The organism is Streptomyces sp. NPDC046881 (assembly GCF_040645015.1).
Classification (GTDB): domain Bacteria; phylum Actinomycetota; class Actinomycetes; order Streptomycetales; family Streptomycetaceae; genus Streptomyces.
In genome coordinates this window covers 1-22,595 of record NZ_JBEYXJ010000015.1, presented here as the reverse complement: position 1 = coordinate 22,595, position 22,595 = coordinate 1, and the positions used below count along the sequence as shown (strand labels likewise).

Annotated in this window: 20 protein-coding genes; 8 read left to right on the top strand and 12 right to left on the bottom strand. The window is 73.0% G+C overall.

Annotated elements, in window-relative coordinates:
* The first annotated feature begins 222 nt into the window (after positions 1 to 222).
* Together ABZ923_RS10400 and ABZ923_RS10395 are read left to right on the top strand one after the other, a co-directional pair.
* The gene (locus ABZ923_RS10400; protein WP_361469542.1) at positions 223 to 1,338 is read left to right on the top strand and encodes an MFS transporter; all 1,116 of its coding nucleotides are present in this window, start codon (positions 223 to 225) and stop codon (positions 1,336 to 1,338) included.
* Positions 1,339 to 1,510: 172 nt separating this feature from the next.
* Positions 1,511 to 2,290 (top strand): DUF1206 domain-containing protein, encoded by a 780-nt coding sequence (locus tag ABZ923_RS10395; protein WP_361469359.1) that lies wholly within the window; start codon positions 1,511 to 1,513, stop codon positions 2,288 to 2,290.
* Between the two features lie 24 nt (positions 2,291 to 2,314).
* Here ABZ923_RS10395 and ABZ923_RS10390 read toward each other — a convergent pair whose 3' ends face one another.
* From ABZ923_RS10390 to ABZ923_RS10365, 6 genes are all read right to left on the bottom strand, one after another.
* Complete coding sequence (locus ABZ923_RS10390) at positions 2,315 to 4,030, bottom strand: LCP family protein (RefSeq protein WP_361469357.1); 1,716 nt, start codon at positions 4,028 to 4,030, stop codon at positions 2,315 to 2,317.
* A 276-nt stretch (positions 4,031 to 4,306) separates the two neighbouring features.
* Positions 4,307 to 4,996 (bottom strand): response regulator transcription factor, encoded by a 690-nt coding sequence (locus tag ABZ923_RS10385; RefSeq protein WP_361469354.1) that lies wholly within the window; start codon positions 4,994 to 4,996, stop codon positions 4,307 to 4,309.
* The gene (locus ABZ923_RS10380) at positions 4,993 to 6,081 is read right to left on the bottom strand and encodes a histidine kinase (protein WP_361469351.1); all 1,089 of its coding nucleotides are present in this window, start codon (positions 6,079 to 6,081) and stop codon (positions 4,993 to 4,995) included. The genes ABZ923_RS10385 and ABZ923_RS10380 overlap by 4 nt, the downstream gene beginning before the upstream one ends.
* Positions 6,082 to 6,187: 106 nt before the next feature.
* A complete protein-coding gene (locus ABZ923_RS10375) occupies positions 6,188 to 7,915 on the bottom strand; it encodes an endo-1,4-beta-xylanase (RefSeq protein WP_361469348.1) in 1,728 nt (575 codons plus the stop codon).
* Between the two features lie 131 nt (positions 7,916 to 8,046).
* A complete protein-coding gene (locus ABZ923_RS10370) occupies positions 8,047 to 8,235 on the bottom strand; it encodes a hypothetical protein (protein WP_361469346.1) in 189 nt (62 codons plus the stop codon).
* Between the two features lie 123 nt (positions 8,236 to 8,358).
* On the bottom strand, positions 8,359 to 9,660 hold the full coding sequence (locus ABZ923_RS10365; protein WP_361469343.1) for a hypothetical protein: 1,302 nt from the start codon (positions 9,658 to 9,660) through the stop codon (positions 8,359 to 8,361).
* A 243-nt stretch (positions 9,661 to 9,903) separates the two neighbouring features.
* Here ABZ923_RS10365 and ABZ923_RS10360 point away from each other — a divergent pair, with 243 nt between their 5' ends.
* On the top strand, positions 9,904 to 10,281 hold the full coding sequence (locus ABZ923_RS10360; protein WP_361469340.1) for an STAS domain-containing protein: 378 nt from the start codon (positions 9,904 to 9,906) through the stop codon (positions 10,279 to 10,281).
* A 314-nt stretch (positions 10,282 to 10,595) separates the two neighbouring features.
* Positions 10,596 to 11,057, top strand: coding sequence for a GreA/GreB family elongation factor (locus tag ABZ923_RS10355; RefSeq protein ID WP_361469339.1), 462 nt, complete (start codon positions 10,596 to 10,598; stop codon positions 11,055 to 11,057).
* A gap of 27 nt (positions 11,058 to 11,084) precedes the next feature.
* On the opposite strand, the gene ABZ923_RS10350 is transcribed toward ABZ923_RS10355, so the two are convergent.
* Positions 11,085 to 13,586: an ATP-dependent Clp protease ATP-binding subunit gene (locus ABZ923_RS10350; RefSeq protein WP_361469337.1), complete on the bottom strand. Its 2,502-nt coding sequence runs from the start codon at positions 13,584 to 13,586 to the stop codon at positions 11,085 to 11,087.
* Positions 13,587 to 13,728: 142 nt separating this feature from the next.
* Between ABZ923_RS10350 and ABZ923_RS10345 the strand changes: the two genes are divergently transcribed.
* Positions 13,729 to 14,103 carry a hotdog domain-containing protein gene (locus ABZ923_RS10345; protein WP_361469334.1) on the top strand — a complete coding sequence of 125 codons (375 nt, stop codon included), beginning with the start codon at positions 13,729 to 13,731 and terminating at the stop codon, positions 14,101 to 14,103.
* 246 nt (positions 14,104 to 14,349) lie between these two features.
* Here ABZ923_RS10345 and ABZ923_RS10340 read toward each other — a convergent pair whose 3' ends face one another.
* On the bottom strand, positions 14,350 to 15,078 hold the full coding sequence (locus ABZ923_RS10340; RefSeq protein ID WP_361469331.1) for a TetR/AcrR family transcriptional regulator: 729 nt from the start codon (positions 15,076 to 15,078) through the stop codon (positions 14,350 to 14,352).
* An 87-nt stretch (positions 15,079 to 15,165) separates the two neighbouring features.
* On the opposite strand from ABZ923_RS10340, the gene ABZ923_RS10335 reads away from it, so the two are divergent.
* Complete coding sequence (locus tag ABZ923_RS10335; RefSeq protein WP_361469328.1) at positions 15,166 to 16,026, top strand: SDR family oxidoreductase; 861 nt, start codon at positions 15,166 to 15,168, stop codon at positions 16,024 to 16,026.
* Positions 16,027 to 16,063: 37 nt separating this feature from the next.
* Here ABZ923_RS10335 and ABZ923_RS10330 read toward each other — a convergent pair whose 3' ends face one another.
* From ABZ923_RS10330 to ABZ923_RS10315, 4 genes are all read right to left on the bottom strand, one after another.
* Positions 16,064 to 16,825: a maleylpyruvate isomerase family mycothiol-dependent enzyme gene (locus ABZ923_RS10330; protein WP_361469325.1), complete on the bottom strand. Its 762-nt coding sequence runs from the start codon at positions 16,823 to 16,825 to the stop codon at positions 16,064 to 16,066.
* A 65-nt stretch (positions 16,826 to 16,890) separates the two neighbouring features.
* Complete coding sequence (locus ABZ923_RS10325; RefSeq protein WP_361469324.1) at positions 16,891 to 17,643, bottom strand: nucleotidyltransferase domain-containing protein; 753 nt, start codon at positions 17,641 to 17,643, stop codon at positions 16,891 to 16,893.
* Between the two features lie 81 nt (positions 17,644 to 17,724).
* Positions 17,725 to 18,606: a diacylglycerol kinase family protein gene (locus ABZ923_RS10320; protein ID WP_361469321.1), complete on the bottom strand. Its 882-nt coding sequence runs from the start codon at positions 18,604 to 18,606 to the stop codon at positions 17,725 to 17,727.
* Between the two features lie 38 nt (positions 18,607 to 18,644).
* Positions 18,645 to 20,234, bottom strand: a complete 1,590-nt coding sequence (locus ABZ923_RS10315; protein ID WP_361469318.1) for an FAD-binding oxidoreductase — start codon at positions 20,232 to 20,234, stop codon at positions 18,645 to 18,647.
* A 130-nt stretch (positions 20,235 to 20,364) separates the two neighbouring features.
* Between ABZ923_RS10315 and ABZ923_RS10310 the strand changes: the two genes are divergently transcribed.
* On the top strand, positions 20,365 to 20,976 hold the full coding sequence (locus ABZ923_RS10310) for a TetR/AcrR family transcriptional regulator (protein ID WP_361469315.1): 612 nt from the start codon (positions 20,365 to 20,367) through the stop codon (positions 20,974 to 20,976).
* Positions 20,973 to 22,544, top strand: a complete 1,572-nt coding sequence (locus ABZ923_RS10305; RefSeq protein WP_361469313.1) for a glycerol-3-phosphate dehydrogenase/oxidase — start codon at positions 20,973 to 20,975, stop codon at positions 22,542 to 22,544. Before ABZ923_RS10310 ends, ABZ923_RS10305 begins: the two co-directional genes overlap by 4 nt.
* Positions 22,545 to 22,595 lie beyond the last annotated feature (51 nt).

The window sequence follows — 22,595 nt, the reverse complement described above, 5'->3', positions numbered from 1 at the left end:
AGTTGGCACATGCGCCCGGCATACGGACGAGCGCCGTCGTCCGGGGACGGTTCCGCGGTGGTGCCGTGGGCCGCAATTCGGTTGCGGCGGGAACGGTTCGGCCGTTGAGGTGGGTCCATGGGCGGTGTCACCGAACAGGCGCGGCGGTCCGGGTCGGGACGCGACCGCGAGGTCACGGCGCGGCCGGCTCGCCGGCACGGGGCCGCGGTGCTGGGGGCCCTGATGCTGGCCGCCTTCACCTTCAACACCGCGGAGAACCTGCCGGTCGGCCTTCTCGAACTGATCTCCGAGAGCCTGCGGGTGTCGCTGTCGACGGTCGGTCTGCTGGTCACCGGCTACGGCGTGACGGTGGCCGTCGCCTCGCTGCCGCTCGCCCACGCCGTGCGGGCGGTCCCCCGCCGTCATGTCCTCACGGGGCTGCTGGCGGCCCTGGTCGTGTCCAGTGTGGTCGCGGCAGTCGCCACGTCCTACTGGCTGCTCCTCGTGGCGCGGCTGCTCACCGCGCTGGCCCAGGCGCTGTTCTGGGCCGTGATGGGGCCGGTCGCGGTGGGACTGTTCGCGCCGGAGGTCCGCGGGCGGGTGGTCGGGGCGCTGTCGGTCGCCGGTTCGCTCGCCCTGGTGCTCGGGGTGCCCGTCGGCACGTGGCTGGGCCGGCGCGGCGGCTGGCCGGTGCCGGTCGCGCTGCTGGCCGTACTGGGGCTCGCGTCCCTGGTGACGATCGCCGTCCTGCTGCCGACCTCGCGTCCGGAGGAGGAGCCCGCGGCCTACGCGAGCAGCCCCGACGCCCGCCGGTTCGGGACGGTGCTGGCGGCGGGATTCCTGTCCGCCACCGGGGCGTTCGCGGGGTTCACCTACCTGGTGTCGTTCCTGGGCACCGTCAGCGGGTTCCCGGCGAACACGGTCAGCGCCCTGTTCGCGGTCTTCGGTGTCGCGTGCCTGGCCGGGGTGAGCCTCACGGCGGCCCTGCTGGACCGCTTCCCGCACTCCGCGCTGACCACGGCCGTCGCCACGCAGGCCGCAGGGATGTTCGCCCTGTACGCGGCGGGCGCGCATCCGGTGGCGGCGGTGCTGGGCCTGGTCCTGATGGGCGGTGCGCTCGGGCCGGTGTTCATGACGGCCCAGAACGCGATGCTGCACTGCGCGCCGGGCCGCACGGACATCGCGCTCGCGGCCAACTCCGGCTCCTACAACGCCGGCATCGCGGCGGGTGCCGCACTCGGCGGGCTGGTCCTGCCGCTCGCCGGTGTACGGGGCACCTTCCTCGTCGGCGGACTGCTGACCGCGGGGGCGTGCGCGGTGCTGCTCGGCGGCCGCCTGCTCACACTCCGCCACCGCTGACTCGTCGATCCCCCCTGCCCCGGGCGCGGGACGGGTCCCTGCGGGATGCCGCCGACGTGCCGCGGTGGGCAGGTGTCGGACCGCGGTGTGGGGGCATCGGCGGTATATGAATGCACGCTCATGGGCACTGCGGGGACGGTTCGGGGCGCGCCGGGCAGCGGACAGCACGGCCATGGCCGTGGCGGCCCGGGCGGGCTTCGCGGCACGCGGGCTGATCTACGTACTCGTGGCGGTCATCTCACTGCAGATCGCCTTCGGTGGTGACGGCGGCGGACACCAGGCCGACCGCGGTGGCGCCCTCGGTGAGCTGGCCGGCCGGCCGTTCGGGTCGGCGATGCTGTGGATCGTGGGCATCGGACTGGCCGGGATGGCGGTGTGGCGGCTGTCGGAGGCGGTGTTCGGCGGGCCGGGACCCGACGGGTCCAAGCTCTCCCGGCGGGCGGCGGACCTGTTCCGTTTCGTCTTCTACTGTTTCGTGTCGTACTCGGTGCTCGCCTACGCGGCCGGGGACCGGGGCAGCGGCAGCGGGTCCTCCGACCGGCAGTCCGACGACGTCACGGCCCGGGTGCTGGAGTGGCCCGGCGGCCAGTGGCTCCTCGGCGTCGCGGGTGCCGGAGTCGTGATCGCGGGGCTGTGGGTGGCGGTACGGGCCGTGCGGCGGACGTTCCGCAAGCACCTGCGGACCCACGACATGTCCGCCAGGACCCGCAAGGTCGTGGAAGCCCTCGGCGTGACCGGGGGCAGCGCCCGCGGTGTCGTCTTCGCCGCGGCCGGGGTCTTCGCCGTCGTCGCCGCCGTCCAGCACCAGCCAGGGAAGGCCAGGGGCATGGACGACACCCTGCGCGGGTTCCGGGACCTGCCGGCCGGGCCGTGGCTGCTCGCCCTGGTCGCGCTGGGCCTGGCCGCGTTCGGCGTCTTCTCCTGGTGCAACGCGCGCTGGCGCAAGGTCTGATCCGGCGGATCCCGGCCATCGCGCTCAGGCGTCGGAGTCGGGCTTGTTCCGCGCCGCCGCGTACGCCTGGGCCGGGGTCATGGCGACGCCGTCGATGCTGACCGTCTTGTACGGGCTGACCTTCGCGCAGGTCTTGGCCTGGTCGGCGGTGGAGGCGTGGGCGCCCCCGACGGCGGCCTTGGTGTCGGCGGGCGCGGGCGCGGAGCCGCCGCCCGGGTAGCTGTTGCCGCTGGGCCAGTCGCCGCCGATCACGAGGGTCAGGCCCGGGCCGGTGCCCTCTTTCAGGTGCGAGGCGGGCAGGCCGAGTGCCTTGGCCACGGTCTGCGCCTCAGGCTTGTGGCCGGCGCCGTAGGTGAGCGTGGTGCTCGCCGCGGGGCTCGGGGCGTTCGCCGTGGTGGTGCCCGGGCTGAAGCCCTTGTCGGTGAGGGCGGTGGCGACTGCGGAGGCACGGCCGGTGACCGTGGTGCCGTTCTCCACGGTCACCGTGATGCGCGCGGCGGGTACGGCGGAGGCGGTGGCCGTCGCCTTCGCGGTCACCGAGGCCGCCGCCGACTTCCTGCCGGAGCCGGTGGTCAGGGGCTGGTCGTCGGCGATCGTGGAGAACAGGGACCGGGCGCCGGCGCCCACCACGACCCGGTCGCTGTCGGCCGGATCGGGGGCCGTCTGCATGGTGGTGAAGGTGATCCGCTTGGTCGGGACCTTGTTCACGTCGTCCGCGAGCGCGATCAGCTTCTTCACGGTGCCCAGGCCGTCGTCCACGGTCAGGGCCTTGGTGGCGGCGTCGGCGAGGTGGTAGACCGCGGTGGGGTCGGTGAGCGTGCCCGCGCTCTTGAACTTGCGGATCATCGCGCTCAGGAAGATGTGCTGCGAGATCGTACGGCCGAGGTCGCTGCCGTCGCCGAAGCCGTGCCGGGACCGTACGAACTCCAGGGCCGCGACGCCTTTGAGGGTGTGGGTGCCCTGGGAGAGCTTCAGGTGCGAGTAGGTGTCGTAGACGTCGTCGCTGACGCACACGGAGACGCCGCCGACCGCGTCGGACATCTTCACGACGCCGGAGAAGTCGAGCTTGACGAAGTGGTCGACGGGTATGCCGGTGAGCCGGTGGACCGTGGCCACCTGGCAGGCGGGGCCGTACTGGAGCGCGCTGTTGATCTGGCCGTAGTAGCCGGCGGTGGACCGGCCGGTCTCACGGTCCTTGCAGGCCGGCACCTTGGTCATGGTGTCCCGGGGGATGCTCATCACGGTGGCGTTGGAGCGGTCGGCGGATATGTGGAGCACCATCTGCACGTCCGCGTTGCTGCCGGTCTGCACCCCGGTCTTCGCGCAGCCGCCGCCGAGTTTGCAGTCGGTCGCGCTGGTACGGCCGTCCGAGCCCATGACGAGGATGTTGATGGGGGTGCGGCCGAAGGCGTCGGCTTTCTCCGTGCCGCCCTTGCCGTCCAGCGAGACGCTGTGGATGTTGCCGTTCAGGTGCTGGTAGAACCACCAGCCCGCGCCGGCGGTGACCACGATGAGGACCGACAGGCAGATACCGGCGATCTTCAGGAACCGTTTGCCGCGGCCCGCCGGGCGGCCCCTTCGCCGGGTCCGTGAGCCGCCGCGCGCCCGTGTGGCGACCCGGGCCGCGGCGCGGCCGCCCGGCGGACGCGCGCCGTCCGGCTCGGCTCCGCGCTGACCGGGAACCTGCGCGCCGCGGCTGCGCGTGGCCTGGCCGGCCGGCCCGTCCCACGGGTCGCTCATCTCCCACTCCCCTGAACGGTCGCACCAGCGCTCGATTGCGTAGTTGCGCAATCTAGCAAACACGTCGTCCGAACAGCGCAGATGCACACCCGATTCACAGGCGGCCCGGTTCGGCGCAGGCGCATCCGCTCGGCGCGGCCCGGGAAGCGGGAGTCTACGTGCCCTTGCCGAGAGCGGGGGTGAACCGGGAGAAGATCAGTCCTTCCTTGAGGACCGTGCCGAACTCCAGCCGGAACGTGGCGTAGCGGTCTGGGTCCTTGATCATCATGTCCGTGCCTATCCGCCACGGGCTGATGGGGCCGGGTCGTCGAGCAGACCCAGGCGGTGGGCGAGCAGACCTGCCTGGAGGCGGCTGGACACGCCCAGTTTAGTGGTCAGGCGGCTGACGTAGGTCTTGACGGTGGAGAGGGACAGGCCCAGTTCTCCGGAGATCTGCTCGTTGGACATGCCTGCCGCCAGTAGACCGAGTGCCGCTCGTTCGCGGGCGGTGAGGGTGGCCAGCAGTCGCTCGCGGTCATCGGGGGCGTGGCCGTTGAGGGCCGCCTCCTGCCGCAGCATCCTCGCGACGACCCGGCCGGCCACCGCAGGCGACAGCACCGCGTCGCCCGCCGCTGCCGCCATGATGCCGTGCACGAGCTCGGTCGGTCGGGCGGACTTGAGCAGGTATCCGGCGGCCCCCGCTCGCAGGCACGTGAAGATGTGCTCGTCACCGTCCAGCGCGGTGAGGACCAGTACGCTGGGCGGCCGTTCCTCCTGCCGCAGGGCTCGCAGCACTCCTGGACCGTCAAGGCCTGGCATGTGTAGGTCGAGTAGCAATACGTCGGGCCTGTGCAGACGTACGGCCTCGAGCGCGGCGGCGCCGTCGGCCGCCTCGGCGACGATCTCGATGTCGTCCTCGGCCCTGAGCAGCAGCCGCAGCCCCGCGCGCACCAGGTCCTCGTCATCGGCGACCACCAGGTGGATCATTGGTTCCTCGCCGTGCCGGGGAGTATCGCGCGGACCGCGAAGCCGCCCTCGTCGGTGGGCCCGGCGGAGAACTCGCCCGCCAGCTCCTCGACCCGGCGGCGCATTCCCGCGATGCCACGGCCGCCTGCGGAGGGAGCGACGGCATCGGGAGATCCGGCGGTGTTGGAGATCAGCAGTTCCAGGTGGTCGAGGGCAGGGGTGACCGTGACGTGGACGCGTGCGTCCCGGGTGTGCTTGTGGGCGTTGGTGAGCGCCTCCTGGACGATGCGGTAGGCGGCGTGTTCCACGGCGGAATCGGCCGGTTCCAGCGGCCCGGTCACCGTCAGCAGCACGTCCATCCCCGCGGCGCGGGACTGTTCGACAAGGTGTGAAAGGCCTTTCAGCGAGGGTGGCTCGACAGCGTCGACCGGCAGCACTCCCAGCATGGAGCGGAGTTCACCGAGGGCCTGGTCGCCCAGTCCACGGATGATCTCCAGTTCAGTCCGGACCGTGGAGGGATCGTCCACGCCGGAGTGCAGACAGGCCCCTGCGTGCAGGGCGATCAGTGCCACCCGGTTGGAGACCACGTCATGAATCTCTCTGGCCAGCCGGCTGCGCTCAACCGTCGCCGCCCGCTCCCGCGCGAGGGTCTGCTCGGCCTCGAGCCTCCGGGCCTGTTCCGACAAGGCGTCGATCTGCGACGACCTGAGTGCGGCGGTCACACCCAACAGCAACGGCAACGCGCCGAAGACGATCGGGTCCTCGGCCAGGGCCGCCCGTCCTGACCAGTCGGCCAGGTCCGAGAAGCTGAAGGGAATCGTCAGCCGGACCGCCGATGTCACGGCCATGGTCAGCAGGGTCGACGTCCGCAACCGGCGCGCAGCCGCAGTGTGGAGCGCGACCGCCAGGGGGAGCTGACCCGCGGGAAGCGCCGCGAGGAAGACGGCCCGCGGCGCGCGGTCGCGGAATGCCAGCGCCAGCCCGCCGAAGGCCATCAGCGCGGCATTCACACCGGTCCGGCCGGTCGGGCCGACGTCGGGGTCGCCCGCGGCGAGCGGTACGCCGATCAGGAGGACCACCAAGGTCGGCGCGCTGCCGCGGACCACCTTCCACAGCGGGTGCGGCGGCCGGAGCAGTTGTCGCATGATGAGCATGAAACCATGCCGTCGCATCCGCTCCGGCCTGGGCCGTCCCCGCGTCCGTCGCGACGGGTCAGCCTGCCAGCGCGTCGCGGAGGGCCTCCACCGCGGGCTTGGGGCGCAGCCTGACGTCCCAGAGCAGTTCGTCGCCCGGCTCGAGCGGATAGCTGTCTTCCTCCGCCGTGGAACCGTAGCGGTCGGTGACTCCCCAGGTGCCGTAGGAACTACAGCTCGGCGCGTCGGCGCACGCCCTCAGGACCAGGGAGTACTGCTGGGCCTGCGCGTCGGTGTCGTCGCCGTGTACGTCGATCTCCGAGACCCTGGAGGACAGGCCCAGGTCGGCCAGAGCCTTGACGTGGGCAGCGAAAACGGCGGCGTCGACGTGGTCGCCGGTCTCGTGGATGTGCGACTGGAAACCGACACCATCGATCGGGACACCGCGCTGCTTCAGCCGCTTGACCAGGCTCAGCAGCGCTTCCCACCGGTCGCCATCCTCTTCGAGGCCGAACTCGTTGAGGAAGAGCTTCGCGCGGGGGTCGGCCGCCCTGGCCGCCCGGAACGCCGTGTCGATGTACCGCTCGCCCATGGCCTTCTCCCAGATGTGGCGGCGCAGTCCGGGCTTGCCGTCGACGAAGTCGGAGTCGTCGGGCGACAGGGGCTCGTTGACGACGTCCCACTCGGCCACCCGGCCGCGGAAGTGCCCGACCACTCTGGTGATGTGGTCGGTCATCACCTTCTCCAGTCCGGCGGGCGGGACCTGGCGCATCCACCGCGGCAGCGCCTCGCCGAACACCAGCGTGTGGGCGTGCACCTGCATGTCGTTGGCCGCGGCGAAGTCGATCAGCGAGTCGGCCTCGGTGAAGTCGTAGACGTCCGGCTGGGGATGGACGAACTGGGGTTTCATGTCGTTCTCCGGGGTGAGCATCGAGAACTGGCCCGCGACCAGGGCCCGGTAGCCGTCGTCGGTGAACAGCGGGCCGCCGGCGACAGCCGCGCCCATCGGCAGCGGCCGGTCCCGTCCGGCGGCCAGGCTGCGCAGCGCGCCGGGGTCGTCGTGCCGCTGGGCGAGCGCAGGGGCGTCCGCGACCCGCACCGTACCGCCGCCGAACGCCCGTGCCCGCAGCCCCTCGAGATCCCAGCCGGGACCGCCCTTTCCCGCGTCGGCGCCGAACCAGACCTGCCCGGACCGGAACACACCCGGATCGGGCAGGCTGCCGACCGTCCGGTCCCCCACCTGGAACCGCAGAGCCGTGCCGGTCCGCCGCACCGTCACCGTGGCATCGGCGGGCACCTCTGCGCCGAAGTGCCTGGTGACCGCCGGCTTCGCCGTCGTGCCGTCCCAGAGCGCGACCTCCAGCGCGCCCCCGACCACGCCCAGCCGCACACTGGGCCGCTCCTGCCGCCACTCGTCATAGACCACGGGAACCTCCCCGTACAACTGGAGGTAGGCCGGGGCGTCCCCGGTCCCGGCCAACTCCGCCGACACCTCGAAGTCATCCGTGACCAGCAATCTCGGACCCCGGAGGTTGACGGGCGGGTTGGGCTGTCCTCCCGAGCCGTCCTGCCTGACGATTCTGCGGTCGAGCGGTGTGATGTGAACGCTGCCCGAGGTGACCTGGGCACCGGCGAAGTGCCTCCAGTCGTGACCCGCCAGCAGGTCGACCGACGCGCCTGCCCTGCCGCCCTCCGCCTGCCGGTCCGTCCGACCCGCCGACACCGTGCATCCCACCAGGAAAGTCCCGGCCACCAGGGCCGCCACCGCGGACCTGCTGGGCCACGTCAGTGATCGCGCCGTGAACACCAGCGCCCCCCTCTCGAACCCAAGAACGAAATGATCACCAGTGACCCTAGGCAGCGGGGACACGGCGAGGCGTCAGCCACCAGGCGGATGCACCGATGGTCCTTTGGTTGACAACCCAGCCTCCGATTTCGCTAGTTGGTGATCACGGTGCCGGAGCAGACCCAGTCGACGCGGTCCGGGGTCGCCGGGTCGCTGTCGTCGTTCCACGTGGCCACGAGCGCGCCGACCTCGGTGCGTTCGGGCGCGGGCGTGGCGTTGTACGAGTTGATCGCGGAGGAGGGCAGCGCCGTGGCGAGCGCGGTGGCGCGTACGGCCGTCAAGAAGCACCCCTTCACCGGGTGGTGTGGGACAGGTGTTCTCCTGCGGGGGTAGGGAGCATGGAAAGGGGCGGGGCGGGGCGGCGCGGCCGGCCGGTGGCTCCCGGTGGGGCCGGGAGCCACCGGTCACTTCCCGCCGCTCCGGCGGCGTACGGCGACCAGCACGAGGCCGCCGAGGGCCGTCGCGCCCACCGCGCCGGCGGCCAGGAGCGGCATGCCGTCGCTGCCGGTGCTCGCGAGGGTGCCGCCGGTCGCGGTGCCGGAACCGGAGGTCGTGGAACCGGTGGCCGCCGACCCCGAGGTGCCCGTCGTACCGGAGGTGCCCCCGGACGTACCCGTCGTGCCCGTCGCGCCCGTGGTGCCGGTCGTGCCCGCCGTACCGGTCGTTCCCGTCGTGCCGGAGCCGCCCGTCGACTGGCCGTGCGGGTCGCCGCCGCCTCCGGTGCCGGAGCCGCCGCTGCCGGTGCCGCCGCCGGTCGTGGTTCCGCCGGCGGTGCTGGTGCCCGGGTCCTCGCTGCCGGTGACGTCGACGGCGAGGTAGGCGGTGTCGTTGGCCGGGTTCTTGTCGAACGCGGGGTGGATGCCGTACACCGAACTGGCCGTCACCCGGCCCTTGGTGTCGCGTGCCGTCTTCCCGATCTCCAGGACGAAGGTGTAGTCGAGGGACTGGTCGACCTCGATGGTGCGGTCGGTGGGCCGGCAGACGTACCGTGCGTGGCCCGGCTCCGAGGGGCCCGTCGGCCCGTCGGTGCCGAACGGCTCGCAGTCCTCGGGCACCTCCTTGGCGACGGTTCCCTGCGGGATGCGCACCAGCAGGGCCGGCTGGTCGTCGCTCTCCTCGTCACGGATCCAGCCGGGGCCGTGGTTGCGCAGCGTCGCGGTGACCGTGACCCGGCTGCCGGGCGCGCCCTCCACCAGGTCCCCCTCCGCCGCCAGGTCTGCGGTGCTGTCCGCGGTCAGGGCCAGCCGCCGGTAGCTGTCGCCGAAGCCCTCCCCCGGTGTCTCGCCGGTGCGGCCCGTTCCGTACTCGACGGCCTCCATCAGGGCCTGCGGCAGGGCCTTGAACCGGACCGGCGTGGTGATCGAGGCGCCCGGTTCGACACGCGTGTCCAGTTCGCACAGCGCCTGGCGGACGCGGTCGGCGAGGGTGGTGTAGGTGCAGCCCTTGACCTGGTCCGGGAAGTCCAGGCCGCGGGTCAGCCGGATCCGGAAGGTGACGTGGGCCGCGGGCGCCGTGCCCTTGTTGGTGACGGTGACGGCGTGGTCGTAGATCTCGCCCGGCTTGGGAGAGGCGGTCGGGAGGGTGGAGATCACCAGGTCGGGGGCGAGTTCCTCGGCGTGCGCCACGGGAACGGCGAGGGCGGGAACGCCGATACCGATCGCTGCGGCGGCCGCGGCCGCCGCCGTGGAACGGAGGGGTGAGCGCACGGTGAATCTCCTCTTCGGTATGCACAGGGGTATGCACCTCGGCATGCCACCAGCCGGCGGCCGGGCCCGGTACGGCCCGGTCGTCATGTACTGGACACACGAGAGGCGTGAGAGGTTGCAGGGAATTCACCGGGTGTCGCGGGAGCCCCGGGGCGACCGACCGGCATCCTCCGTGCGATCCTGGGCAGCCTCCCGGAGAGGAAAGCTCTGGGCAAGGATCGGGCGAGCGTGGACGAGGATCACGTGGCAGACACGGCAGGCGCGGCAGACACGAACGAACAGGCGGAACCGGACGGGCTGTCGGTCACCCGGTCGGTCGTCGACGGTGTCACCGTCGTCACGGTGGTCGGCGAGGTCGACCACCACACCTCCGGCGCCCTCCGTCGGGCGCTCACCCCGGCGGACCCCGACGGGGCACGCACCGTGGCGGACCTGAGCGGCGTGCCGTTCATGGACTCCAGCGGCATCAACGTGCTCATCGCGGGCCACCAGGCCCACGCCCCCACGGGCTGGCTACGGCTGGCAGGCGTGCGCAGGCCGGTACTGCGCACCCTGGAGATCGTCGGCCTCACTCCCCTGCTCCCCTGCTACCCCAGCGTCGGCGACGCCCTGGAGGGCTGACGAGCCGCCCCCCTCAGTCGCCCCCCCCTTCTCCCGTAGAGGAGTGTGTGTCAGGACTGCGGGCGTCGCCCGTGGTTGGCCGCGTGCTTGCGCCGCCCCTTCTTCTTCCGACGTCGCTTCGAGGACATGGGCACCTCCTGGCGGCAGTGAGCGGAGCACGATCGGCTCCGTCCGGGGACATAAGCACGATATCCCCGCATTCCCCGCCACTCCACCGGAGCCGGGCTCCGACTACTCCCCTGACTATGATGCAGAATGCCGGATTTTTCCCTACTCCATCCGGCTGCCCGTCCGCGCGCAGAGGAGCAGACGCCATGACCGGTGATCCGGAGCCGATCAGCGCCCAGGCCCGCCGGGCGCTGGAGCAGGAACTGACCGACCTCCGGGCCGAGCGCCGGCTGGTCGCCGGCACGCTTCGGGACGCGGCCTCGGTGGGCGATCAGGCCGACCAGGCCGACGAGTTGCGGCGCGCCGACCAGCTGGAGCGCCTGGACCGCCGTATCGAGGACATCACCGTACGGCTCCGCCAGGCGGCGGAGGCCGGGCCCGCCCCCACCGACGTGGTCGGCGTGGGCAGCACGGTCGGTGTGCGCTTCTCCGACGGCGCGACGGAGACCCTGCAGATCGGCGAGGTCGCCGAGGCGCTGGACCAGATGCTGGTCACCGCCGACAGCCCGCTCGGGCGCGCACTGATCGGACGCCGGCCCGGGGAGACCGTGCACTACGACACCCCGGACGGACCGGCGACGGCGGTCGTCGTGTCGATCGGGGAATGACCGGGGCACCCGGGGCCGCGCCGGCCTTCACGCGGGCTGTCCGGACTCGCCCCGCCGTACCGAGCAGTGCAGCGAGTCCTCCCGGACGTCGGCGACGATGGTGTCCCCGGGCTCGGCCTCGCCGCTGAGCAGGATGGAGGCGATGCGGTTGTCGAGTTCGGCCTGGATCGTGCGGCGCAGCGGGCGGGCACCGAACTCCGGCTGGTAACCGTGCGCGATCAGCAGCCTCTTGGCCGCGTCCGTGACCTCCAGGCCCATGCCCTGGGCGTGCACTTTGCGCCGGCTCCGGTCCAGCAGGTGGTCCAGGATCTGCTCCAGGTCGTGCTCGGTCAGGCCGTGGAAGATGATGATGTCGTCGATCCGGTTGAGGAACTCGGGCAGGAACCGGCCGCGCAGGTCGTCCATCAACGCGTCCTTGAGTTCGGACACATCGCCCTTGTGGTCCAGGATCCGGTGCGCGCCGATGTTGGACGTCATGATGACGACGCAGTGCCGGAAGTCGACGGTGCGGCCCTGCGCGTCGGTCAGCCGCCCGTCGTCCAGGATCTGCAGCAGCGTGTTGAAGACGTCGGGGTGGGCCTTCTCCACCTCGTCGAACAGCACCACGCTGTACGGCTGGCGGCGTACCTTCTCGGTGAGCTGGCCCGCCTCCTCGTAGCCGACGTATCCGGGAGGCGCGCCGACCAGCCGGGCGACGGTGTGCTTCTCCTGGAACTCGCTCATGTCGAACCGGATCATGCGGTCCTCCTCGCCGAACAGCAGGGCGGCGAGGGTCTTGGCGAGTTCGGTCTTGCCGACGCCGGTCGGACCGAGGAACAGGAAGGATCCCACGGGGCGGTTCGGGTCGCCCATGCCGGCGCGGTTGCGGCGTACGGCCTGGGAGACCGCGGTGACCGCCTCGTCCTGGCCGACGATCCTCGCGTGCATCTCCTCCTCCAGCCGCAGCAGCTTCTCCTTCTCGTTCGCGGTGAGTTGGGAGACGGGGATCCCGGTGCGACGGGAGATGACGTCGGCGATGTCGGAGGCGGTGACGGAGACGACGCCCTCGCGGCGCTCCTCGATGCCGGCGAGCTCGCCCTCCGCCTCGGCGATCTGCCGCTTGAGGCCCGAGGCCTTCTCGAAGTCCTCGGCGGACACGGCCTGTTCGAGTTCCCGCCGCAGCTTGGCGATACGGTCCTCGCGGCTGACGATCTCGGTGGAGCGTCCGGCGCTGCGCAGCCGCACCCGGGCGCCCGCCTGGTCCATCACGTCGATCGCCTTGTCGGGCAGGAAGCGGTCGCTGATGTAGCGGTCGGAGAGTTCGGCGGCGGCCACCAACGCCGCGTCGTCGAAGCGGACCTGGTGGTGCGCCTCGTAGGAGTCGCGCAGCCCTTCGAGGATCTGCACCGTCTCCTCCACGGTGGGCTCCGGGACCATCACCGGCTGGAACCGGCGCTCCAGGGCGGCGTCCTTCTCCACGTACTTGCGGTACTCGTCGATGGTCGTGGCGCCCACCACGTGCAGTTCCCCGCGCGCGAGGGCGGGCTTGAGCATGTTGCCCGCGTCCATGGAACCCTCGCCGGTGGCGCCGGCGCCGACGACCGTGTGCAGCTCGTCGATGAAGAGGATGACGTCGCCGCCGGCCGCCTGGACGTCCTCGATGACCTTCTTCAGCCGCTCCTCGAACTGTCCCCGGTACTGCGCGCCCGCCACCATGCCCGACAGGTCCAGGGAGACGACCCGCTTGTTCTTCAGGACGTCGGGGACCTCCTCCGCCACGATGCGCTGGGCAAGTCCCTCCACGATGGCGGTCTTGCCGACGCCCGGTTCGCCGATCAGCACGGGGTTGTTCTTGGTGCGCCGGGAGAGGATCTCGACGGTCTGCTCGATCTCCTCGGCCCGCCCGACCACCGGGTCGAGCTTGCCGGCCCTCGCCTCCTCCGTCAGGTCGCGGCCGTACTCGTCCAGGGTCGTGGCCGGCTTCTTCCGCTCGGCCGGGGCCCCCTCGGCGCGCGCCGCCGTCTGTTCGGTCAGGCCCGCCAGCCGCCCGGTGTCCAGGCCCTCGGCCCGCAGCATCCGGGCGGCACCCGTGTCGCGGTCGCCGAGCAGGGCGCTCAGGATGTGTTCGGGGCCGATGTAGGAGACGCCGGCCGCCTGCGACTGGGCGAAGGCGGCCCCCAGCGTGCGCTTGGCCGCCGGGGTGAGGCCCGGCTGCGCGGAGGGCTCGCCGGACTCACGCGGCAGGACCTTGGCCAACTCGGCGGCGACCCTGTCGGGGTCCACGCCCACCTGGGCGAGCAGCCGGCGTGTGGGGGCGACCTGGGTGGCCGCCCAGAGCAGGTGCTCGGTGTCGAGGTCGGAGGTGCCGTCCTCGGCGGCCCGCTGCGCGGCGAGGTTCAGCAGTTCCTGCGACGACTCCGTCAGCAGCCGTCCGATGGGGACGCGCTGCACCGCGGGGGGCGAGGACGCCGGGGACATCCCGAAGAATCGATTCAGCAGCTCGCTGAACGAATCCGACGAAGCGAACGGCCCACCGAACGACATCGACATGACGGCTCCTGGCGCGCGAGGGGGCAGCAATCCGGGACGGGAGTCTGCGCGGGGTCAGTACTCACTGAAACCCCGTGCGGACGGCACCGCAAGCGGAGACCGCCGGTTCCCGCGGACCCGCGAACAGCCCTAGCCTGGTGGAATGCGGTACGAGGTGACCGACGACGACACCGCGGTGCGGCTGGGCAGCGGTGACGTGCCCGTGCTCGCGACGCCCCGGCTGATCGCGTGGATGGAGGCGGCGACCGTGCGGGCCGCGGCGCCGTTCCTGGGGGCGGGCCAGACGAGCGTGGGTACGGCGGTGCGGGTCCAGCACCTGCGGGCCACGCGGGTGGGCGGGGAGATCGAGGTGACCGCCGAGCCCGCCACCGCCGCCCCGGCGGGCCGCCGCCTGGCCTTCGCGGTGCGGGCCGTCGACGGGTCGGGCGGGGTGGTCGCGACGGGCGAGATCGAACGCGCGATCGTCGACCGGCAACGATTCCTGGCGCCGCCGTCCGAGACGGGGGCGGGTCGCTGAGCGGACCGGGGTGTTCGGCGGTTCACGTCGGTCCAGTGGACAGGGCTGTTCACACCGAGCCGTGGCACCGGTGTGTGCCCCTGGAGGTAAGCGCACGGGGGCCGGCAACGGTGTGCCGGCGGTCTCCTCTGTCGGTGCCCGGTGCAGTTGGTCCGGCGTCAGGCGGCGCCCGGTCGACGGGGATTCACTCGGCAGCCGGCAGACCACGGCCGTCTCGCAAGCTGTCCGAGGGCTCCTGCCGCGCGATCAGGCATGTGGAGCGCCGCCGTCCCCTGCAAGGCGGGTGAGCCACTCGCGCAGCAGGTGCTGCTCGGCGTCGCTCAGGACATCGGCGTCGTCGGGGAGAGCGGCGCGCAGTGCGCGGGCCGCCGCGGCGGGGCCGGTCTCCGCGGCGGGGACCGTGGGTTCGGCGCGCGTGATGGCAGCGACCATGGCCTCGCGAAGGGTGGTCAGCAGCGTCGGATTGCGGCGGTCTGCCGGGGTGGAGTGCCAGGTGGTGACCGCACCATGGCCGGTGGCCTGGATGATCTGGGCAGCCAGTTCCTCGTCGACGCGCAGCCACCCCCCGGCCGCCAGCCGGCGCACCCGGCCATGGAGGATCTCCAAGCCCGCGCGGTGCGCCATGTCCGCCCCCCGGCCGGTGGCCCTGTTCATCACCGCGAACAGCTCGGGGCGGGAGATCCCGAACTCCACCACCATGTCCCAGCCGCGGCGCAGGTCCTCCACCGCGTCCTGAGGTTCGAGACCGAGCAGCGCGCGCTTGCTCTCCAGGAACTGCGCGTAGCCGTGCTCGGCGACGGCCTCGAGGAGACCCTCCTTGTCGCCGAAGAGACGGTAGATCGCCGGCGGCTGCATCCCGGCCGCGGCGGCGACCGCACGGGTGCTCACCGCGTCCGGACCGCCGTTCTCCAGCAGCTCGACGGCCGCCTCGACGATGCGGCGGCGAGGGCTGTCGGTGGTGTCGCGCGTGACCATGAACCAATGATATCGAGGACTTGGTTCCAGCGATATTCCGGTGTTAACGTAAGAATGATTCCACTGGAAACAACGTGGGGGGAACCCATGATCATCGTGACCGGAGCCACCGGAAAGCTCGGCCGTCGCACCGTCGAACGCCTCCTGGAGCGCGTGCCCGCCGACCGCGTCGGCGTCAGCGTCCGCGACCCCCGCAAGGCCCAGGACCTCGCCGACCGCGGCGTCCGTGTCCGGCAGGGCAGCTTCGACGACCCCGCCTCGCTCGTGCACGCCTTCGAGGGGGCCGAGCAGCTGCTCCTCGTCTCCCTCGACCGCACGGGCGAGGAGTGCGTCACCGGCCATCGCACCGCCATCGACGCCGCCGTGAAGGCCGGCGTCGGCCGCATCCTCTACACCAGTCAGATGGGCGCCGCCCACGACTCCCACTTCCAGGCGTGCCGCGATCACGCCCGGACCGAGGACCTGCTGCGCTCCACGGGCCTGCCCTGGACCGCGCTGCGCAACGGCTTCTACGCGGCCAGCGCCCTGCTGTTCCTGGAGTCCGCCCGCCACACCGGCGACATCGCCCTCCCCGCCGACGGCCCCGTTGCCTGGACCGGCCACGACGACCTCGCCGAGGCCACCGCCGCGATCCTCGTCGAGGAGGGCCGCTTCGAGGGGCCCACCCCGCCGCTCACCGGCGCGGCGGCGCTCGACTTCGGCACCATCGCCGAGATCGCGTCCCAGGCCACCGGACGCCCCTTCACCCGCACCGTCGTCCCCGACGACGCCTTCCACGAGCAGGCCCTGGCGCACGGCACCCCGGCACCCATCGCCGACCTGCTGCTGAGCATCTTCGCCGCGGCGCGGAATGGCGAGTTCACCGCCGTGGACCCGACGCTCGCCGAGCTGATCGGGCGGGAGCCCGCCACCTTCGGCGCCCTGCTGGAGCGTGCCTGGGCCGAATAGACCGGATGCGATGCGCAGAAGGAGTGGCTTCGCATGGCTACTCCTCGGGCTCCCAGGCGATCAGCCGCTCGAACACCTGCTGGTCGCCGTCGATCTTCAGGTCGCCCAGCGTGAGGCGGCCCCAGACGAAGAGGAGCAGTTGCTCGGCCGTGCCCGTGGCCGAAGCGGAGGCGGGCGCGGCGTCGTCCGTGAGGGGTGCGGGCCAGGCGCCGGTGCCGTCCAGCGTGAGGAGCCAGGAGCGGCCCTCGGTGGCGTGGTAGTGGATGGTGGCGGGCTCGTGCGGCCAGGCCGCCGGGGTGGAGTTGCAGGTGTCGAGAAACTCGGCCACGCCGTCGATCGCCACGTCCGCCGGCATCGGCTGCACGGCGCCTGCGGCGAGCTGGGCGTCGTAGGTGTGCACCAGCACCTCGTGCACCCGGCGCCTGGCAACGCCCCGGGCGTTCGGCGGCGACACGCCGGCGCCCCACCACACCCAGCACTCGCGCTCCGGGCCGGCCTCGCGCAGCGCACTCAGCAGCAGCTCGTTCGACTCGGCGTACCAGGCCAGCAGCGCCTCGAGCTCGCGGGGCGCCTCCGCGGCATCCTTGGCCGGCGGAGCCTCGGCCGGGCCCGCGGCGACGATCGCGGCCCACCAGCGCTGGCCCGTACCCAGGTGCTGCACCAGATCGAACAACGTCCACTCGGGGCAGGACGGCACCGGCGCGTCAAGGCCGGGCGCGGCGGCAACCGCACTCCGGAACGCGGCCGACCGCTCGTCGATCAGCTGCAGCAGGGCTGAATACTCAAGACACTCTGTCACATCGCTTACCTATCAGCCCAGCTCAGCCGACCGCACCCGGTTTTCCGGGCCGTCAGCTGCGGGAGTCAGCGGGCGGCCGGCTCCGCGGCGGCGCGCCACGTTCGGGCGTAGCCCTCGCGGAGGGGGCCGCCCACGAGGGTGAGGATTCCCATGGCGGCATCGGCGAAGTCTTCCGGCTCGCCGTTCTCGCAGAGGCGGCGGTAGCCGTCCAGGAGGGCTCCGCCGTGTTCGGGGTCGGCCTCCAACAGGCGGCGGGGAAGCCACTTTCCGCTTCCGGTCCATGCCCGGCGGTGGTCGAAGAGAAGGTCGGCGGCGGTGCCGAGGACGACGTTGGCCACGGCGAGGCGCTCGACGACGTCAGCCGCGTCGGCGAGGTCGTCCAGCGCGTCGGTGAGCACGTAGCGCCGGCTCTCGACCGTGGCGGAGGCCAGGGCGCCGGGGCCCTCACGGAGCGCGTCCTCGGCGTGCTGCTTGATGCGGGTGGCCGCTCCGTCCCGCTCACACAGCACCAGTCCCTCGGCGTACATGCGCTGCATGACGCCGCGACGGGAGGCTGCGTCAGCCGCGAAGAGCTCGGCGAGACCAGCCCGCGTGTGGAGGAACAACTCGACCAGCCGTCCTTCGAATCGGAGAGTCTCCCGGCGGGTCTCACCCCCGTCCTCGATCAGGACCGCGACGTCCAGGTCGCTGGTGGTGGTGACGCGGCCGGACGCAGCGGAGCCCGCGAGGACCACGCTCAAGGCGTCCGGGAAACACTCCGCGGCGAGACGCCGCGCCTGGTTGACGGGGTGGCTCGGGGCATCAGCGTCACTGCGCATGATCACCAGGCTGACACACCCGCCACCGGCGCAGCGAGGGGTTTACCGCCGTGAACGGCGGGCGGGTGGTGGGCCGGGGCCTCAGTACAGCACCGGCAGGTCTCCGGGCCGTACCCGCACGGTGACCGGGAGTACGGCGTCCACCTCGCCGTCGGCGCCGTAGGGGACGGGCCGGCCGGCCTCGATGCGCAGTTCCCGGCCGCGCAGGACGCGTACTTCGGGGCGGCGGACGTGGGCGCCGGTCTTCAGCTCGTTCATCAGGGTGAAGAACAGCCTGCGCGGTGCCTCGCGGATCAGCACGATGTCCAGCAGTCCGTCGTCGACGCGCGCGCCGGGCGCGATGAGCCGGCCGGAGCCGTAGTAGGGGGAGTTGGCCGCGACGACGGTGTAGCCGCGATGGAGGTGTTCCTCGCCGTCGACGGTGACCCGGTAGTCGGCCGGCCGCCAGGTGGTGACGGCGCGCAGGCCGCCCGCGTAGTAGGAGGCGGCGCCGCGCAGCAGCCGCGCGTCGTTGGCGTACCGGTTGGCCTCCGCGTCGACGCCGGCGTACACGCTGCCCAGGACCACCGTGCGCGGGTGGACGGCCGACTCCACCTCGATGGTGTCGACGGGCCGGGGCTCGGCGTGCAGCAGGACGTCCGCGAGGGCTTCCGGCTCGGCGGGCAGGTCCAGCGCGCGGGCGAAGTCGTTGCCGCGTCCGGCGGGTACGAGGCCCAGCACGGTCCCGGTGCCGCTGAGCGCGCCGCCGATGCCGCCCGCGATGCCGTCGCCGCCCACGGCCAGGACGATCCGGCCCCGCTCGCCGGCCGCGCGGGCGATGTCCTGGGCGTGGGTGAGGCTCCGGCTGTACTCGGTCTCCAGCCCGGCGCCGGCCGCGCGGAGCAGCCGGGCCAGCCGGAGCAGGGTCGCCGCCCCGGTGGAGCCGCCCGCGGTGGGGTTGACGACGGCGGTGAACTGGCGCATCGGTGGGCCTCCGAGGCAGGCGGTCGGATCGGGTGGGGTCAGTCGGTGGGCAGCAGGACGCCGGGGTTGAGCAGCCCCTCGGGGTCCAGGCGGCGCTTGACGGCGCGCAGGGCCGAGACGCCGAGCGGGCCGGCCTCGCGGACGTACCAGTCGCGGTGGTCGGTGCCGACCCCGTGGTGGTGGGAGATGGTGCCGCCGGCCGCGAGCACGGCCTCGTTGGCCGCGTGCTTGGCGGGCGTCCAGTGGGCCACCGGGTCCTCGCCCTGGGCGCTGACGACGGTGAAGTACAGGGAGGCGCCGTTCTCGTACACGTGGGAGATGTGGCACATCACCAGGGGCGGGGTGCCGGCCCGGGTGAGGGTGTCGGTCAGGGCGGTGCGGACGGCCGTGTACAGCTCGGGGACGCGGGACCAGAAGGCCGCGGTCTCCAGCGTCTCGGCGAAGGCGCCGACGTCGAGCAGGGCGTCGCGCAGGTACGGCGCGGAGTAGCGGCCGTGCGCCCAGCGTTCGCCCGGTTCGGCGCCGGCCGGGGTGCCGCCGCAGTCCGTCAGGACGGCCGCCGCCCGCTCGCGGCGGTAGGCGGTGTCCTCGGCCGTCCCCTCGTACCCGGCGATCGCCAGGCAGCCCGCGCCGCCCTGGGCCGGGTCGGCGCCGATGGCGTCGGGCTGGGCGAGGCCGATGAGCGTCTCGGTCTCGTCGGACAGGCGCAGCACGGTCGGCCGGGGTCCGTCCTGGGCGAGCCGGCGCAGTGCGGCGGCGCCCTCCTCGAAGGAGCCGAACCGCCAGCCCTCGTACACCCGCGCCTCGGGCAGCGGGCGGATCCGTACGGTGACGGAGGTGATGACGCCGAAGGCGCCCTCGGAGCCGAGGATCAGCTGGCGCAGGTCGGGTCCGGCGGCGGAGCGGGGGGCGCGGCCGGTCTCGATGGTGCCCTCGGGGGTGGCGAGGGTCAGTCCGAGCACCATCTCGTCGAAGCGGCCGTACCCCGCGGACGCCTGGCCGCTGGAGCGGGCCGCCGCGAAGCCGCCGATGGTGGCCCATTCGAAGGACTGCGGGAAGTGGCCGAGGGTGAAGCCGTGTCCGGCGAGCAGGGCTTCGGCCTCGGGGGCGCGCAGGCCGGGCTGGAGGACGGCGGTGCGGGAGACCGGGTCGAGGTCGAGCAGCCCGTTCATGCGGCGCAGGTCCAGGGCGATGAACGCGCTGCGCTGCGGGGCGAGTCCGCCCACCACCGAGGTGCCGCCGCCGAAGGGCACCGCGGCGAGGCCGTGAGCGGCGCAGGCGCGCAGGACGGCGAGGACCTCGTCGTGCGTGGCGGGCAGGACGACGGCCTGCGGGACGTCGCTGACGTCGCCGGCGCGCAGGCGCAGCAGGTCGGGGGTGGACTTGCCGCGGGTGTGCCGGACGCGGCTCTCCGCGTCCGTGCGCACGTGCTCGTCGCCGACGGCCGCGGCCAGGGCGCGCAGGGCGGCGGGGGCGGCTGTGGGGGCGGGCGGGCGGATGTCCTCCAGGGCGAGGGCGGGGGTGCTGCGCGGCTTGACACCGAGCAGGTCGCGCAGCAGCCCGGTCACCGTCTCGGGCAGCGGTGCCGCCTTGGCCGGGTCGCCCCAGCCGTTCCACAGCATGTCCATTGAACGGTCGTCCTCACAGGTCGGTGTGCTGGTCGGTGTGCCGGTCGGGACGCTCGGTCCGCGCGGCTCTGCTGCCGCCTCCGGGGCCGGGCCGCTTCCGTCCGGGCCCCGGGGCGTTACACTGTGACACATGACGCCTATTCGTCACAACGGTTCGGGCAACGGTTCGGACAACGACGCCGTGCTCGACGCGGTACGCGACTGTGTACTGGCCGTCGGGGTACGGCGCACCACGCTCGCCGACGTGGCCCGCCGCGCCGGCGTCTCCCGGATGACGCTGTACCGGCGCTGGCCGGACCTGCGGACCCTGGTGGGCGACCTGATGACGCGGGAGTGGATCGACGTGGCCACCCGGGCCATCCCGGAGCCCTCGCCCGGCACCGGCACGCGCGCCCGGATCGTGGACGGACTCGTGGCCGGGGTCGAGGCGTTCCGGGCCCACCCGCTCTTCCGCAAGATCGTCGACGTCGATCCGGAACTGCTCCTGCCGTACGTGCTCGACCGGCGCGGTGCGAGCCAGGAGGCGCTGCTGGCGCTGCTGGCCGAGGCGCTGGACGAGGGCCACAAGGACGGGTCCGTACGGCCCGGCCACACCGAACGGCAGGCGCGCTCCCTGCTGTTGACCGTGCAGTCCTTCACCCTGTCCCTGCGCACGATGACCGACGAGGACGATCCGGAACTGGACTCCGCCGCGTTCCTCGGTGAGCTGCGCACCCTCCTGGAGAGGACCCTGACGCCATGAGCCACACCGAGGCCGCGCCCGGCTCGTCCCTGAGCGCACACCGGCGCCACCGGGAACTGGCCGAGGCCGCCGACGGCCGGACGGTCGACGTCCTGGTCGTCGGGCTCGGCGCCACCGGGGCCGGAGTCGCGCTGGACGCGGCCGCCCGCGGACTGGACGTCGTCGCGGTGGACAGCCACGACCTGGCCTTCGGCACCTCCCGCTGGAGTTCGAAGCTCATCCACGGCGGGCTGCGCTATCTGGCCTCCGCGCAGTTCGACGTCGCCCACGAGAGCGCGGTCGAACGCGGGGTGCTGATGACCCGGACGGCCCCGCACCTGGTGGCCGCCCAGCCGTTCGTGCTGCCGCTGACCCCGCTGGTGTCCCGGTCCCAGGCCTCGCTGGCATGGGCCGGGTTCCGGGCCGGGGACATGCTGCGGCTGGCCGCCCGGACCCCGCGCCAGGTCCTGCCCGCTCCGCGCCGGCTGTCCGCGACGGAGGCCCGGCACCTGGCACCCTCGGTCCGCGCGGCCGGGCTGCGCGGCGGACTGCTGTCCTGGGACGGCAAGGTGACCGACGACGCCCGTCTGGTGACGGCCCTGGCCAGGACGGCCGCCGCGCACGGCGCCCGGGTGCTGACCCGGGTGCGCGCGCTGCGGCTGACCGGGACGGGCGCCCGCGTCCGGGACGAACTCACCGGTGAGGAGGGCGAGATCAGGGCGCGCGCCGTGATCAACGCCACCGGGGTGTGGGCGGGCACCCTCGCCGACGGCATCCGGATCCGGCCGTCCCGCGGCACCCACCTGGTCCTGCGCTCGGAGCGGCTCGGCACCCTGCCGGCCGGCCTGCACATCCCGATCCCCGGGGAGACCAACCGCTTCGTGCTGGTCCTGCCGCAGGGGGACGGCCGGGTCTACGTGGGCCTCACCGACGAGCCGGTCGAGGGCGGGATACCGGACGTGCCGGAGGTGCCCGAGACCGACATCGGCTTCCTGCTGGACGTGCTGGGCTCGGCCCTGGACGCGCCGGTCGGCCGGGACGAGGTGGTCGGCGCCTTCGCGGGACTGCGCCCGCTGCTCGACACGTCCGCGGGCGGCTCACCCGACCGCACCTCCGACATCTCCCGCCGGCACGCCGTACTGACCTCCCCCGACGGTGTCACCACCGTGGTCGGCGGCAAGCTCACCACCTACCGGCGGATGGCACAGGACGCCGTGGACGCCGCCGCCGCGACCCGGGGCCTGCGCACGGCCCCCTCCCCCACCGCCGCGCTGCCGCTGGTCGGCGCCGCCGCCCCCGAACGGCTGCGCGCGCTGCCCGTACCCCGCCGCCTGGTCCGCCGCTACGGCACCGAGGCCGTCGCGGTCCACGCCCTCGCCGTGCAGGACCCCGCCCTGGCCGAGCCGGTGCTCCCCGGCCATCCCGTCACCCGCGCCGAACTCCTGTGGGCCGTCCACCACGAGGGCGCCCTGGACGAGTCAGACCTCCTGGACCGCCGCACCCGCATCGGTGTGGTGCCCGAGGACCGCGCCGAAGTCCTCCCCGTGGCGCGGGACATGCTGGACAGGGCGGCGACCCCGCGCCCCTGACCGGGACACGACCAGCACACCGGCGCCCGGGCCGCTCACGCGAGCCCGGGC

Bases quoted from the DNA above. Each gene is read 5' to 3' on its own strand.
- ABZ923_RS10400 (WP_361469542.1), top strand. From the start codon at position 223: ATGCTGGCCGCCTTCACCTTCAACACCGCGGAGAACCTGCCGGTCGGC.
- ABZ923_RS10395 (WP_361469359.1), top strand. From the start codon at position 1,511: ATGGCCGTGGCGGCCCGGGCGGGCTTCGCGGCACGCGGGCTGATCTAC.
- ABZ923_RS10390 (WP_361469357.1), bottom strand. From the start codon at position 4,030: ATGAGCGACCCGTGGGACGGGCCGGCCGGCCAGGCCACGCGCAGCCGC.
- ABZ923_RS10385 (WP_361469354.1), bottom strand. From the start codon at position 4,996: ATGATCCACCTGGTGGTCGCCGATGACGAGGACCTGGTGCGCGCGGGG.
- ABZ923_RS10355 (WP_361469339.1), top strand. From the start codon at position 10,596: ATGACCGGTGATCCGGAGCCGATCAGCGCCCAGGCCCGCCGGGCGCTG.
- ABZ923_RS10350 (WP_361469337.1), bottom strand. From the start codon at position 13,586: ATGTCGATGTCGTTCGGTGGGCCGTTCGCTTCGTCGGATTCGTTCAGC.
- ABZ923_RS10345 (WP_361469334.1), top strand. From the start codon at position 13,729: ATGCGGTACGAGGTGACCGACGACGACACCGCGGTGCGGCTGGGCAGC.
- ABZ923_RS10340 (WP_361469331.1), bottom strand. From the start codon at position 15,078: ATGGTCACGCGCGACACCACCGACAGCCCTCGCCGCCGCATCGTCGAG.
- ABZ923_RS10335 (WP_361469328.1), top strand. From the start codon at position 15,166: ATGATCATCGTGACCGGAGCCACCGGAAAGCTCGGCCGTCGCACCGTC.
- ABZ923_RS10325 (WP_361469324.1), bottom strand. From the start codon at position 17,643: ATGCGCAGTGACGCTGATGCCCCGAGCCACCCCGTCAACCAGGCGCGG.
- ABZ923_RS10320 (WP_361469321.1), bottom strand. From the start codon at position 18,606: ATGCGCCAGTTCACCGCCGTCGTCAACCCCACCGCGGGCGGCTCCACC.
- ABZ923_RS10315 (WP_361469318.1), bottom strand. From the start codon at position 20,234: ATGGACATGCTGTGGAACGGCTGGGGCGACCCGGCCAAGGCGGCACCG.
- ABZ923_RS10310 (WP_361469315.1), top strand. From the start codon at position 20,365: ATGACGCCTATTCGTCACAACGGTTCGGGCAACGGTTCGGACAACGAC.
- ABZ923_RS10305 (WP_361469313.1), top strand. From the start codon at position 20,973: ATGAGCCACACCGAGGCCGCGCCCGGCTCGTCCCTGAGCGCACACCGG.